At 46.1% G+C, this 13,736-nt stretch carries 12 protein-coding genes; 4 read left to right on the forward strand and 8 right to left on the reverse strand.

The genetic code is table 11. The features are described from left to right. Positions 1 to 132 precede the first annotated feature (132 nt). The 4 genes from C7B77_RS10600 to C7B77_RS10615 all read right to left on the reverse strand — a co-directional run bounded on the left by C7B77_RS10600 (position 133) and on the right by C7B77_RS10615 (position 5,051). On the reverse strand, positions 133 to 1,227 hold the full coding sequence (locus C7B77_RS10600; RefSeq protein WP_106303897.1) for a peptidylprolyl isomerase: 1,095 nt from the start codon (positions 1,225 to 1,227) through the stop codon (positions 133 to 135). Positions 1,228 to 1,351: 124 nt separating this feature from the next. Next, a complete protein-coding gene (locus C7B77_RS10605; protein ID WP_106303901.1) occupies positions 1,352 to 1,744 on the reverse strand; it encodes a hypothetical protein in 393 nt (130 codons plus the stop codon). A gap of 16 nt (positions 1,745 to 1,760) precedes the next feature. Further along, positions 1,761 to 3,194, reverse strand: coding sequence for an FAD-binding domain-containing protein (locus tag C7B77_RS10610; protein ID WP_106303904.1), 1,434 nt, complete (start codon positions 3,192 to 3,194; stop codon positions 1,761 to 1,763). 138 nt (positions 3,195 to 3,332) lie between these two features. Continuing rightward, positions 3,333 to 5,051 carry an ABC1 kinase family protein gene (locus tag C7B77_RS10615; protein ID WP_106303907.1) on the reverse strand — a complete coding sequence of 573 codons (1,719 nt, stop codon included), beginning with the start codon at positions 5,049 to 5,051 and terminating at the stop codon, positions 3,333 to 3,335. Between the two features lie 442 nt (positions 5,052 to 5,493). On the opposite strand from C7B77_RS10615, the gene C7B77_RS10625 reads away from it, so the two are divergent. Next, a complete protein-coding gene (locus C7B77_RS10625) occupies positions 5,494 to 6,381 on the forward strand; it encodes an SDR family oxidoreductase (RefSeq protein WP_106303913.1) in 888 nt (295 codons plus the stop codon). Positions 6,382 to 6,426: 45 nt separating this feature from the next. On the opposite strand, the gene C7B77_RS10630 is transcribed toward C7B77_RS10625, so the two are convergent. The 4 genes from C7B77_RS10630 to C7B77_RS10645 form a co-directional block, all read right to left on the reverse strand. Continuing rightward, positions 6,427 to 6,843 carry a secondary thiamine-phosphate synthase enzyme YjbQ gene (locus C7B77_RS10630; RefSeq protein WP_106303916.1) on the reverse strand — a complete coding sequence of 139 codons (417 nt, stop codon included), beginning with the start codon at positions 6,841 to 6,843 and terminating at the stop codon, positions 6,427 to 6,429. Positions 6,844 to 6,885: 42 nt separating this feature from the next. Further along, complete coding sequence (locus C7B77_RS10635; RefSeq protein WP_106303919.1) at positions 6,886 to 7,968, reverse strand: glycosyltransferase family protein; 1,083 nt, start codon at positions 7,966 to 7,968, stop codon at positions 6,886 to 6,888. Between the two features lie 19 nt (positions 7,969 to 7,987). Further along, a complete protein-coding gene (locus C7B77_RS10640) occupies positions 7,988 to 9,145 on the reverse strand; it encodes an aminotransferase class V-fold PLP-dependent enzyme (RefSeq protein WP_106303922.1) in 1,158 nt (385 codons plus the stop codon). A gap of 135 nt (positions 9,146 to 9,280) precedes the next feature. Beyond that, on the reverse strand, positions 9,281 to 10,903 hold the full coding sequence (locus C7B77_RS10645; protein ID WP_106303925.1) for a serine/threonine-protein kinase: 1,623 nt from the start codon (positions 10,901 to 10,903) through the stop codon (positions 9,281 to 9,283). A gap of 310 nt (positions 10,904 to 11,213) precedes the next feature. On the opposite strand from C7B77_RS10645, the gene accD reads away from it, so the two are divergent. The 3 genes from accD to petJ all read left to right on the forward strand — a co-directional run bounded on the left by accD (position 11,214) and on the right by petJ (position 13,485). Beyond that, positions 11,214 to 12,092, forward strand: a complete 879-nt coding sequence (gene accD, locus C7B77_RS10650; RefSeq protein WP_106303928.1) for an acetyl-CoA carboxylase, carboxyltransferase subunit beta — start codon at positions 11,214 to 11,216, stop codon at positions 12,090 to 12,092. A gap of 318 nt (positions 12,093 to 12,410) precedes the next feature. Next, positions 12,411 to 12,902, forward strand: coding sequence for a photosystem II cytochrome c-550 (gene psbV / locus C7B77_RS10655; RefSeq protein WP_106303931.1), 492 nt, complete (start codon positions 12,411 to 12,413; stop codon positions 12,900 to 12,902). A 250-nt stretch (positions 12,903 to 13,152) separates the two neighbouring features. Next, positions 13,153 to 13,485, forward strand: coding sequence for a cytochrome c6 PetJ (gene petJ, locus C7B77_RS10660; protein WP_106303934.1), 333 nt, complete (start codon positions 13,153 to 13,155; stop codon positions 13,483 to 13,485). The last annotated feature ends 251 nt before the right edge of the window (positions 13,486 to 13,736 follow it).

The following is a 13,736-nucleotide window of genomic DNA, read 5'->3' on the forward strand; positions in this document are numbered from 1 at the left end:
CACTACTCAGACTCCGACACCCAGCCCCCGTCCAGCTGGCGCGCCGCCCCCACTCGGAGATCCACCACCAGGTCAACCCCGCCCTGCTGGTGCGCCTAACGGCCCGCCACCACTATAAATCTCGATCGACAATTAAGCTTTTAACAGATCGGCACCTTCAATGACCTTAGCCGACTCGATTTTGTCGTTGGGTTTGAGCTGTCCGAGGACTTCTTGTCCCGATGTCACATACCCAAATACGGTATAGCGACCATCGAGCAGGTTGCGTCCAGCCGGAGTCAATTCTGGCTCGAACAGGAAGAAAAAGACTTGAGACGAACCACCATTAGGGTCGCCTTCCGGACGCGCCATCGCCAAGGCACCATATGAAGAAAACGGTAGAACGGGTTCTTCGCGGAAGCGTCCAGCATCTTCCATCGTAATTCCATACATCGGTTCTTTATCGCCTTTGACCATGACTTCTAGCGGTACGGCTCGATATTTTTTGGTTTTGGGGTCGATAAAACCAACTTCATCCCCTGGCGGATCGCCAATCTGAAGCACGTAATCGTTTTCGGCACGGGTAAAAGCGAGATTGTTATAAAATCCGCGTTGGACGAGATCGACAAAGTTACCAGCCGTTACGGGGGCATTATAGCCATCAACTGTTAGAGCGATCTCGCCTTTATTAGTCTTGATGGCGATCGTCGCGCGCCCTTTGAGCTGGGGCAAGTTGCTATATTCTGCGGGTACTGTATAAGGGAAATCAGTCACCATTGAGGCTTCGAGCGTGCCAATTTTAGTTAAAGCATCGGTACGTTTGGCTTGCACCTGCGGCTTGTCTTTATCTGCTGTGGCGATCGCGAGTGCGTCTATGTCAGTTTGAATCTCGTTAAGCAGAGTTTGTGCTTCTGCTTGTTTGGAATCGGGCACACCCTTGAGGATATCGGCTGACTTGCTTTTAATTACCGCAGCCGCTTTTTTGACATCGCTGCTAATCGTGCTCCACTGTTTGCCGCGCAGATGGTTGGCAATATCTTCTAGGCTATTTTGCAGTTCCCGCACTGGTTTGTTGTCGATCGGGAGTGCGTATCTCAAAATTGACTGTCCGTCGGTAATGGCGTTGCCAGAAGGTAATAGAGTAGCTGCACTCAACCCCATCGAGAGGCTGAGTAGCAGCATTGCTACAATGCCAGTCTGCAACCAGTGTCGCCAGCGGTTAAGTATAGAAATTTTGCCCGTTTGCATTTGGTAAAATATCGATATAATCTAACTCTCTCATCTTGCCATATCTGGGATCGCTAGATTAATAGGAGTTGCTGTTCGTACCAATCGTTACACCAAAGCAGACACAACCAAAGTCGATCGGATCTCAATCATCCACTTCTGCACCAAACCACTTAGGATCGTCGAGAGCGCGCTCGTAATCTTGCTGGCTGCCAAAACCCAGTGCGGCTAATCGATCGAAGTAAGGATTATAGTCGAAGTCATCATCTTCCCAAGCTCGCGAGTTCCAGATGGCCTCGATCGTCCATTCTAACCAGAGGGCAGGGGGAGTCCACTGCTGAAAATATGCTATTTTCTGGGCTTCGCTCAACTGTCGATTTTGCCACCACTGCCACCAAATTTCGACATAAGCTTCGCCATAACCCATCCGCCAACACATGCTATAGGGATGTTCGTCAGGGAAAATAATCCACAGCGGCGGGACATCTCCGTACTTACTGAATGTCTTGGTAATTTCCGTTGCAATCCATTCTGTCATCGGATGTTAAATTGCTCTAAGCCGCACCTTTGACGCTGGCGTATAAATCTTTGAATAATCGTTGTTGGACGCTATGCTCGACGATCGGGAGTGGATAGCCAATCTGATGACAAGTCAAAGGTGGAATGTTTCCTTTCAGAATTAGATTGGTATCGACAGATTTCAATTCGGGCACCCACTGCCTAATATAATCTGCCTCTGGGTCGAATTTTTGGGCTTGAGTATAGGGATTGAAAATTCGTAATGGTTTTGGATCCATACCGCTGGACGCGCTCCATTGCCAGCCACCATTATTTGCAGATAGATCTCCATCAATGAGACGCTGCATGAAGTATTTTTCGCCCCATTGCCAGTTAATAATCAAATCCTTAGTCAGAAAGCTGGCGACGATCATCCGACAGCGATTGTGCATCCAGCCAATTTCATTGAGTTGGCGCATGGCAGCATCGACGATCGGATAGCCCGTTTCGCCCCGACACCAGGCTTCAAAACGATCTCCATCATCTTGCCACGGAAAATGTTTTAAGGCATCGCGGTAAGCCCCCTGGGCGAGGCTGGGGAAATGATACATGGCTTGTTGATAAAATTCTCGCCATGCGAGTTCCTGCTGCCAGGTGGTAATCCCCGCGCGGGCTTCGTCGCTTCTAGTTTCTGCCATTGCCTCGATTGTCGCCGCCCAGACGGTGCGAATGCCAATGACGCCGAATTTCAGGGCAGAACTGAGGCCAGATGTCCCGGCAATGGCGGGATAATTACGTTGTTCGTCGTATTCGCAGATCGATCGATGACAAAATGCCTCTAATTCGCGTGCGGCTGCGCTCGTACCTGGTTCTAGTTTGAGAGGGTTCTCCCAGATAAATCCTAAATCTTTGGCAGTTGGGAGGTCGATCGTCGGTACTTGAGTTAAAGCCGATAGCTCGTTAGCCTCTAGTTGGCTGGGGGGGAGTTTGACTTCAACTGGGGCTGGTTTCGATCGACTGCTCCAGTTGCGCCAGAATGGCGTGTAGACTGTATAGGGCTGTTTGTTGCCAGTGGTAATTTCAGTGGGTGCGTGGAGCAATTGATCCCAGCTCGTATGCACTTCGATGTTGTGACTTTTTAAAGTTGTGGCGATGCTCTCGTCTCGTGTTTGGGAGTATGGTTCGATATCGAGATGCCAATATACAGCTTTGGCGGCAAGGGTAGTAGCTAGCAGCGGAATTTTGACAACGGGATTACCTTCGACAAATAGCAATTGACTCCCCGCTCGGCGATAATCTTCGGCTAGCGACTTCAAGCAGCCGACGAGGTAAGCAACTCTGGCTGGTGCAACACTATCGTTAGTTAAAATCGCTCGATCGAAACAAAAGACACCGATGACTCTAGCATTGGTATTACAGGCTTGGGCTAAACCAATGCTGTCTGAAACGCGCAAGTCACGGCGGTGCCAAAATAAGATGAGATCTGACATTTAATTTAGCGAAAATCTAGGCGTTACAAGTATAGAAGCTTTAGGGGGCAAGGTTTTGGACTCGAAGGGAAAGTCGATCGAGATCTTTCACCCGATCGACTATTTCCGACTCAAGCCTTACTATTGAAAGCAGCGACTTTACTTGCCATTATTACTCAATTCTCTGAGCAAGGAACTCACCCCAGCGGTAGAGAGATCGCCTAGTGTTTTGGGGACATTTACTGCTAAAGCACCAATCGCTACATTTAGGAGTTTGGATGGCTCTAGTTCGCCTTTGACTAAATTCCACAATTGTCGAACTTCAGTTATGTGGAGGCGATTATCTTCGGTTAGTGCCATGATAATTTGATTTCTGAGCGATCGTCCTTCCTCAGACATTAGGAACTGTAGTCCTAATTGAGCGGTAGGCAACAGGTCAAAATTACCACCCGTGCGAGCGATACCAATCATATTTTCCAATCGTTGCCACTGCAACTTACCATCTTTAATTACTACTTCCAGCAACCGTCGCCGCATTTCTGGAGTTTCGCCGTTGAGCAGTCTTTGGGCGACATAAGGATAGCCAATTTCGACAATCTTGAAGTTAGGATTGAGACTGAGAGCGACACCTTCTTGCGTAACCAAAGAGCGGATGATGAGTGAAAATTGAGCGGGGATGCGGAAGGGATATTGAAACATTAATTCCGAAAATTCATCAGTGACAGTTTTGAAATTGAAGTTACCGACGTTTTCGCCGATCGCGTTGCCTAGTACTCGCTCTAAAGCTGGGATAATGGGAGAAATATCCACGTCGGGAGTCAAAAAGCCCAGTCTGACAAAATCATCCGTGAGGGCGAGATAGTCTTTATTAATTAAATGCACTACCGAACCCGCGATCGTTTCTTTAGTGTGTTGGGTGAGCTGATCCATCATCCCAAAATCGATAAATGCCATCCGTCCGTCGGCAAGTGCAAATAGGTTGCCAGGATGCGGATCTGCATGAAAGAAACCAAATTCTAATAACTGTCGCAATCCCGATGCAACACAAGCTTTAATTAATTTATCTCGATCGAGTCCAGCCTTTTTTATACCCTCTACATCGGTTAACTTAATCCCGTCGATCCACTCTAGAGTCAATACGGTATGACTGGTATATCGCCAGTAAATAGCCGGAACCTTAACTGTCGGATCGTCTTGAAAATTGGCGGCAAACTTCTCGGCATTGCGCCCTTCATTTTGATAGTCTATTTCTTCAAATAACTTCGTACCAAACTCATCGACAACGATGGTAAGATTATCGCCTAAATTTAATGGTAAAAATGGTTTGATCCAACTAGCCGCCCATCGTAACAAATACAGATCGCGAGTAATAGTTGGCATCAGATTGGGACGTTGCACTTTGACTGCAACCTGTTCCCCTGTGTACAATCTCGCTTTGTAAACTTGACCCAAACTGGCCGCTGCGATCGGACGCGGTGAAATTTCTTGATACAATTCTTCTACCGATCGCTTCAGTTGCGATTCGATAATTTGCATTGCCAACTCATTATCGAAAGGTGGAAGTTGGTCTTGAAGCTTAATCAGTTCGTCCAAGAAATCTTGTCGGACTAAATCGGGACGCGTCGATAGCGATTGTCCGACTTTGATAAATGTCGGCCCCAATTGCGTCAAAATTTCCCGCAGTTGCTCGGCTCTTTGATTTTTATTTGCTTCGGTATTACCAACAGATCGATCGAGTAATAACCCAATTAACAATCCGGCAAACAACCAAACGATAACTAGTGCGCGCCAGATTACCAGCCACGGACGTCTATTGTAATACTTAGCAATCGCCTGGGGATTATAACGCCGCAGTTGGGTAAGTTGTTGCTGACTCACGTTGTAAAGTTGCCTCTTAAAACTCTGTAATACTTTATTTCGATATTATTAACCGAAAAGTTAACTTTCGTTACATTATTCCCTAATATCTTAACTTTTTGAAAGTAGATATCTGGATCGCCCTTAACATTAGTATACAAAAATGTAGATAGTGTGGTGTTAGTGCGATAACCGAACCTAAAATCTTGGGAGTCTTGGCGATCCCCGAGAAATTTATGTAGTGTCGATTGCACTCGATCGATCGCTAGCCCCATCTGCTATGATACCCACTTAAAGGTCGTTTTTGGAGATCCAGCATCGCTTCCAAAGGCGATCGAATCGGCTAAATAGCTGGATCTAGATCGGTCATTGACTGTAATATACTCGATCGCTGCCAAGCCGGAAAAAAGTTTTAACTAATACTTCAATTTGACGATCGACTCGATCCAATCTGTTCCTAACTATGCCGAAATTACTAATTACTGGGGCGAGTGGTTTTCTCGGTTGGAATTTATGTCAACAGGCTCGATCTCAATGGGAAACTCACGGTACATACTCGCAAAATTCGATCGAGATTAGCGATGTTCGGCTGCACCAAATCGATCTCACTCAAATCGATGCAGTTACTGCCAGGATCGATGCGATCGCGCCAGATGCTATCATTCATACTGCGGCGGCGGCTAGTCCCAACTTTTGTCAAACATATCCAGAACTATCCGCACGCATCAATATTGGCGCATCCCAACTACTGGCAAAGATCTGTGCCCAAGCCAAGATTCCCTTTGTTTTTACATCCACCGATCTAGTTTTCGATGGTAAGCAGGCACCTTATCTAGAGACAGATCCAGTTTCGCCGCTGAATATTTATGGCGAACAAAAAGTAGCCGCCGAACTTAAGATCTTAGCTACCTATCCACAAGCGACAATCTGTCGAATGCCGCTGATGTTTGGCATGGCACCACCGACGGCGAGTAGTTTTCTCCAGCCTTGGCTAACAGCATTAGCCAGCCAGCAGACGCTCCAATTATTCATCGATGAATTCCGCACGCCAGTCAGTGCGGCAACCGCTACACGCGGTTTATTGATGGCATTACGCAAATCGCCAGGAATTCTCAATCTCGGCGGCAAAGAACGGCTGTCCCGCTATGAGTTCGGACAATTGTTAGCTGAAGTTTTCGGGTTTGACTCATCGCTGTTGTTGCCAATTTCCCAACGAGATCTAACGATGGCAGCTCCCCGCGCCGCAGATGTTTCGCTAGATAGTACTAAAGCGATCTCATTAGGCTACGAGTTACCACCACTACGTCAAGAATTGGAGTCCCTCCGGTTAGCGATAAACTCTGATAGGTGATTAGTGTTGTAGGGTGGATGAGTTGTGGAAAAGGATTTGGCGACTTTAATCGCCGCTGACATGTACGACTAATTCACGGTTGTAGCGATGTTGGCGATGTTCCCACAGATAAATTCCTTGCCAGGTACCCAATACCAAACTACCCCGCATAATGGGGATTTGTTCGGAGGTATGGGTAAGTGCGGTGCGAATGTGTGCTGGCATATCATCAGCTCCTTCGGCAGAGTGAATATATTTACCATCTTCTGGGACGAGTTTAGCCAAGAAATTAGCCAAGTCTATCAGTACATCCGGATCGGCATTTTCTTGAATTACTAAACTTGCAGAAGTATGTCTCAAAAATAACGTACATAACCCCGTTTGAATTCCAGATTGCGTGACGATGCTAGTTATCTGGGATGTAATTTTGACAAAGGATTTGGGCGTACTGGGAATTGTCAGAACTTTTTGATAATGAGTCACAATTAAATTAATTGATAATCGATCGGAGAATTGAGCCTAGATTTAGGTACTACTAAGATATTTGACGATCGAACTCGCGATCGAGTGATTGCCATCGGTTGCTATTTTAGTATTCAATCTCGGCGGTTGTACTGGTCGATTCAAGAAATCCCAGTTGGGAGCAAAAAATTCATCGGGATTAATAACTTGATGATAGCCATAGTCTTGCATCCCATTGAGGATAATTTCTGACTCGGCAAAGCCAGAGCGAGTGATTGAAACGATCGGTATTTGCAGTTTGAGAGCTTCAGCATAGGTACAATAGCCCGGTTTGGAGACGACCCGATCGCACAATGGCATAATATCGACGGGACGCACTGCAAGATCTAGAGCTTTGACTAAATTGGGTAAATCTGGGGCATGGCGATCGAGTGTGATAAATTGGTAGTCTGGAAATTGACTGACATTCTGATAAGGAATCGCATCTAAACTCAATCCGCCAAATGTGAGTAGAATTGTGTGTTCTTTAGGCCGATCGAGACCAAATTTTGTGCGAATCATTTCTAATGGATACTTAGGATCGCCACCAGTCAAGCCGACATCTTCAATTACGAGAAATCGATCCATCGACTCGTGCATTGGTACGCGAAACAACCTGTCGCAACATCCATAGCACTCGCTAATCCAATCTGCAATTTGTGCAAAGTCTTTGCCCCAATCTCGATAGATAAAGTCCCAGCCAAAATTACTCGACATCCAACAAGGAACGCCTAATTTTTGGGCAATTAGAGTGGCGATCGGCGGGGCATCGCCAAAGACTATATTCACACCATGTTCTTGACAAAAGGCTACTTCCTCGGCAATTATTTCGTCTTTGCTTGAGATAATATGTTGCCACTTAGATAACGTTGCATCCAGATCCATCTTCAAACTATCGGCCTGAACGACTCCCACATCAAATCCGCGCTGACGATAGATAAAATCACCATCTATGTAACATTCTAATAACCATTTCGGCGCAGTGGTTACCAAAATTAATTTAATTGATGGTAATAGCTTTTGCAACTGTCCGGCGATCGATGCTGTTCTGGCAGCATGACCGAAACCGTGGTCGGTAATCGCAATATAAATCGTAGGATTTGACATAGGAGTAATGCGTATTTCTTTAATTAATTAGCTTGCGCAAACAGTGAATTAATTCATCAATTTCTGTAGTAGTTGTGAAATAATGAGTGCAGGCACGAATGCAGACCGGATCGACGATCGTCCGCAGATAAAAATGTTGCCGTTCTAAATCTCGAACTAACTTACCACAGTCACCGTCCGTTAACTGAAACGATACTAAACCCGATCGCGGTGCGGTCTGATTGAGGCACTTAACCCCTGGGACTTGTTGTAAATTTTCCCACAGATACGTAGCCAAACTCACAATTCGATCGAGGCGATCGATCGCGCTCCCCCACTCCCGATGTGTCGCAATCGCCGCACGCAATCCAGAATATAAAGGATAAGCAGATGTCGCCACTTCATAGCGACGAGCATCATTCACTAATGGTAAGTCGGGAGTACTATAGTCCAAACCTCGCCAGCCAATAAAAGTTGGTTCCAAACTCGCGATCGCGTCTGGATGAATGTATAATCCGCCGACACCTTCCGGCCCACACCACCATTTATGTCCCGTAAATGCGTAAAAATCTATCCCCAACTCCGCTAACTGAAGTGGTAATAATCCGACCGATTGAGCGGCATCTACCAAAATCCGGATCGGCCTCTGTGCGCATGGATCTTGCCGAATTGCCTTTGCTATTTCCGCCAGCGGCACTACCTGTCCGGTATTCCACAGCACATGACTGAGGACGACCAGTCGAGTCTGGGGTGTTAAATGCGCGACGATCGTCGTAACAGGATCGCCTGTATTTAAAGTAGCTTGGAGCGGAAATAGATCGACGACTACTCCAAACCGCCGACAGATTTCCTTAATGCTGGCAATGACCCCTGGATGTTCGCAGTCAGATAGCAGAATTCGGTCTCCAGCCTGCCAATTTAGCCCCCACAAGGCGATATTGCAGCCCGCTGTGACATTTTCGGTCAGAGCGATCGTGTCGGCGGTGACGCCCAATTCTGACGCGATCGCTTGGCGTGTCAGATGGGATTCGCGGATGACTAGTTCGCTAGTTTTAAGTCCGAATGGCCCCTGTGTTTGGATCTGCTCATAGGCACCGATAATGGCATCTAAGGCTGTTTGGGGCATCGGCCCTTGTCCGCCATAGTTAAAGTAGGATTTGTTGGCTAATGCTGGAAATTGTTGGCGATGTACATTCATCTAGGGAATAGGGAATAGGGAATAGGGAATAGGGAATAGTGAGTAGGTTGGATTGAGGAACGAAACCCAACAGCACCAACCTTAAGGTACATTTAGCGTTCGGTGTGGACAGCGGTTAGGCAAGATCGAGAGCGATTATTTAAGTTCAAATTTTTGGACGCTACCTAATGAATAATCATCGAGCTTAAGGTTTTTAATTGTTTTAGACAAGCGTTGATAAACGGCATCTTTCACCATTAAACCCTCGCTTTCTTTGCGGAGTCCAACAATTACCAAACTGCGCTGAATAGAAGTTCCGGCGGTATCTCGCTGACAATTATCGCGTTTGAATTGACCGAGATTGAGAATTGGGTATTCTTTGACTTGAAATAATTGCTTGACAATTTGGTCTTGAATTGTTTTGGCACGACTGAGCGCGCGTAATTCCTCTTCCGCATTAGATCCTTCGCAAGATGCAGTCCCGATCGCGACAATGCGATTGGGATTATCCATGATTTTGAAAATACCTTGTTTTTCTAACTCTTGCTTGAGTACAGAAATTGGTAAAGATTGAGTCGATCCCTTCAGTCTTACCTGGCTGTCAGAGGCTAATTGCCATTCATAGCGATCGCTCAATACTGCCATATTAATCTCTGCTGATTTGCCATTACGATCTTTTGCAGATAAATAGGGATAATAGAGGACATTGCCGATCTTTTGGGGCGTCTGGAGTTTCATCGGCGGTGGCGGTAGCGGACACGATGTATTGTGTCCGCCAAGTTGGCACTCGATGAAATCTTTATTGGCATAGGCAGCTAACCCCGTAGAGAGAACTGCCAGAATCGCCGTACCGATAATGGCTTTCAATCGCCAATTATTTACAGGTGGCAAAGCCAATGCTGCCTCAATACACGCAATCGATTGATGTCGATCCTGGACTTCATTCATTAACATTCGATCGATTGCATTTGCCAATCGATCGCTAATTTGGCGTTCTTGAGCGACTAATTCTTGTCGCCACGTCCATTTATTACTCATAAAATCGTACAGTCGATCGGGAGTAATATCGGTCAACAAATGGATACAAGTAGCACCGAGAGCATAAATATCGCTCGCCGGATAAGCCACCCCCGCCCGAATTTGTTCGGGCGGCGCATAACCCATCGTCCCTCCTGTCGTACCGCGCGACATTACAGTACTATTGAGATGTTTGGACATGCCAAAATCAATTACCACCAATTGGCCATTTTTGCGACGCATGATGTTTTCTGGCTTAATATCGCGATGAATTACCCCGCGATCGTGAACGAATTTTAGGATTGGTAATAAATCATCTAATAATTGCAGAACTTTTTCTTCAGAATACGCACCATTTTCATCTAATTCTTTGAGCAAATTTTGCCCATCGATAAATTCTTGAATCAGATAAAATCTCCGCTCTTGCTCTAAATAAGCAAACAATTGGGGGATCTGGCTAGAGTCCGCACCCAATCGATCTAGTTGCGCTCCCTCACGCTGAAATAGTTCGATCGATTTTTCAAAAGCTTCAACATCATCTAATACCTGTGGTGCCGGGAAAAATTGCTTGATTACGCAACGTTTTTCTTCGGGCATATCCGTATCCACTGCCAAAAAATTGCGGCTCATCCCGCCACTATCGAGAAAACTGATGGCTCGGTAGCGATCCTTAAGCAGTAACTGGCTACCACAAGCTTTGCAAATTTTTTCCTCGGGATGATTTTGAGGCTGAGGACAATTCGGATTGAGGCAATAGCTCATTGTGGGGATAAATGATGCGGCGATAGATGAATTTTAGCTTAATGCTACATAAAAGAGCGATCGATCTATCTCGATCGAGTGATGAAATCGCCTAATTTAGGTAGTATTTACCGAACTCTCGTCCAGATATTGGTTTGGCTTTGCTAGTCCTCGATCGAGCGTCTCAAATCAAAGTTACATTCGTAGCTAGTTATCGGCATCTTATATTAGATGGGAAATGAGCACCAAACAAGAGATAATATATCTGACTCAGTAAATAAGGACAACATTAATTATTTACCGAATCGCGCTTTTTACTGACAACTACTATATGCCCCAACTCGGATCCCTCTTCGATTGGTTTGCCGATCGTCAGAAAACTAGCCCCAGCATTCAGCAACAACAGGAGCGAGAAATTGCTGATGGGCTGTGGACAAAATGCGAAGACTGTAACGCGATCGCTTACACTAAAGATCTCATCGCCAATCAGATGGTGTGCTTGGAGTGTGGGCATCACAAGCGTGTCTCTTGTCACGAGCGCATCAGTCAACTCATCGATGACGATACCTGGATTCCTCTCGACGAGCAGCTCCAACCCAGCGATCCGCTCAAATTCAGAGATCGCAAGGCTTACAGCGACAGGCTGCGGGAAACTCAGCGCAAGACAGGCTTAACCGATGCCGTCGTCACTGGCATGGGCAAAATTGAAGGCTCGCCCATCGCCTTGGGGGTGATGGATTTTCGGTTTATGGGTGGGAGTATGGGTTCTGTTGTTGGCGAAAAGCTAACTAGAGCGATCGAATATGCTACCGCCAACCGGATCGCCGTCGCGATCGTTTGTGCCTCTGGTGGTGCCAGAATGCAAGAAGGAATGCTCAGTCTGATGCAAATGGCTAAAATATCTGGTGCGCTAGAACGACACCGTGAAGCCCAGTTACTATACCTCCCCATCCTCACCCATCCCACAACGGGAGGTGTAATCGCCAGCTTTGCCATGCTGGGAGATATTATTCTCGCCGAACCCAAAGCCACGATCGGATTTGCAGGCAGACGCGTGATCGAACAAACGCTCCGCGAAAAACTTCCCGATGACTTCCAAACTTCCGAATACCTCCTCAAAAAGGGTTTTGTCGATAAAATCGTCCCCCGTACCCAGCTTAAGCATACGGTGGCACAGTTGGTGCGACTGCATCAGACAGTTGGGAGTTAGGAGTTGGGAGTTGGGAGTTGGGAGTTGGGAGTTGGGAGTTGGGAGTTCGCAGACAGACAGAAAAGGACGCAAGCGTCCTCAATATTCTCTTTCCTCCAACCCCAAATGCCAATCCCCAACTCTTTACTCCCAACTCTTCACTCCCAACTCCCCTCTCAATTGTAAATTTTTCTTTACTTTATGAGGAAAAATCGAGAGACCTTGGGCGAGATAATGAGATGATATTGGTAATATAAGATAGCTGTGGCTTTGGTCTTGAGTTTAGCTGTGTTGTGTACTTATCATCTAATTTAAAGTTATCTTTTTTGAGGGAGAACCATGTTCAAGCGATTCTTGTTGCTGGCTGTGGCAACCATATTGTTTGCATTCCAAACCTTAGTCACTAGTGCTAATGCCATCGAACTCGATGCTGCAACGCGCACAGTCAAATTAAATCCAGAGGGTGAAACTGTCACCCTCAATCTCAAACAAGTCAGTCAAGGCAGACAACTGTTTGCATCGACTTGTGCCCAATGTCATGCTGGTGGCGTTACTAAAACCGACTTTAACGTAGGTTTAAGCCCCGTAGATTTAGCTGGGGCAACACCCGCGCGGGATAATATCGTCGCGCTGGTTGACTACATGCATCATCCCACTACCTACGATGGTGAAACTCCAATTGCAGAGTTGCACCCCAGTATGGAAAGTGCCGATATTTTCACTGAGATGAAAAACCTCTCAGAGGATAATATGTATGCTATTGCCGGACATATCCTGATGCAACCCAAAATCATGGGCGAGCAATGGGGTGGTGGTAAAACTGTCCGATAGACAGTTGGATGGCGGATGCTGACGATTCATGCTGCTGTAATGATGCTAGCAAATCTTCTCAAATCGACGGTAAAGGTATACTTCGCTAGCATCCGATCGAAGTATGCACGAAGTATCGTGGCTAGCTCTCGAAATTGTTAAAGTTTCGACACAGATAGGTACATTTACCGATCGATACCCAACCAGATTGGTTACAATATATGGTTGATAGTTTAGGTTTCTTAATTTTAGATTAGTAAGGAGAAACGTTTTGAAAAAGCTGATTTCGATTTTAACCGTAGCGTTCGCGCTGTTTACAATGACATTTAGCAGTCCAGCTTTGGCTGGCGACGCAGCTAGCGGCAGCAAAATCTTTAGTGCTAATTGTGCAGCTTGTCACGCTGGTGGCAACAATGTCATCATGGCCAACAAGAATCTCAAAAAAGAAGCTTTGGCAGAATACGGGATGAATTCGGTTGCAGCAATTACTACCCAAGTCACTAATGGGAAGAATGCTATGCCTGCTTTTGGTGGCAGACTCAGTGCCGCTCAAATCGAAGATGTAGCTACTTATGTTTTGGCTCAATCGGAAAAAGGTTGGTAGACATTGCTGTTGGTGACTGATGACTAATTATTAGTCGATAAAGTCCATCAATCGATAGTGGCTGGTAATTGCTGAAGGTCGATCGAGAAATTGCTTATATGATAAGTTATTCTCTATCCCCGATCGGCAATCGCCAGCCACTTGTTTTTTAGGCTTTAGGCTTTAGGCTTTAGGCGATACCTGTCTAAATGTTAAATCTGAGTGAGAGAAAATTAATCAACGTTACCGTTAAAAAATACATTTACACGGTA

The organism is Chamaesiphon polymorphus CCALA 037, from assembly GCF_003003845.1.
GTDB classification, from domain to species: domain Bacteria; phylum Cyanobacteriota; class Cyanobacteriia; order Cyanobacteriales; family Chamaesiphonaceae; genus Chamaesiphon; species Chamaesiphon polymorphus.

What these genes read in the sequence shown, in the direction of transcription:
- C7B77_RS10600 (WP_106303897.1), bottom strand. Translation starts at nt 1,227, where the DNA reads ATGCAAACGGGCAAAATTTCTATACTTAACCGCTGGCGACACTGGTTG.
- C7B77_RS10605 (WP_106303901.1), bottom strand. Translation starts at nt 1,744, where the DNA reads ATGACAGAATGGATTGCAACGGAAATTACCAAGACATTCAGTAAGTAC.
- C7B77_RS10610 (WP_106303904.1), bottom strand. Translation starts at nt 3,194, where the DNA reads ATGTCAGATCTCATCTTATTTTGGCACCGCCGTGACTTGCGCGTTTCA.
- C7B77_RS10625 (WP_106303913.1), top strand. Translation starts at nt 5,494, where the DNA reads ATGCCGAAATTACTAATTACTGGGGCGAGTGGTTTTCTCGGTTGGAAT.
- C7B77_RS10635 (WP_106303919.1), bottom strand. Translation starts at nt 7,968, where the DNA reads ATGTCAAATCCTACGATTTATATTGCGATTACCGACCACGGTTTCGGT.
- C7B77_RS10640 (WP_106303922.1), bottom strand. Translation starts at nt 9,145, where the DNA reads ATGAATGTACATCGCCAACAATTTCCAGCATTAGCCAACAAATCCTAC.
- C7B77_RS10645 (WP_106303925.1), bottom strand. Translation starts at nt 10,903, where the DNA reads ATGAGCTATTGCCTCAATCCGAATTGTCCTCAGCCTCAAAATCATCCC.
- accD (WP_106303928.1), top strand. Translation starts at nt 11,214, where the DNA reads ATGCCCCAACTCGGATCCCTCTTCGATTGGTTTGCCGATCGTCAGAAA.
- psbV (WP_106303931.1), top strand. Translation starts at nt 12,411, where the DNA reads ATGTTCAAGCGATTCTTGTTGCTGGCTGTGGCAACCATATTGTTTGCA.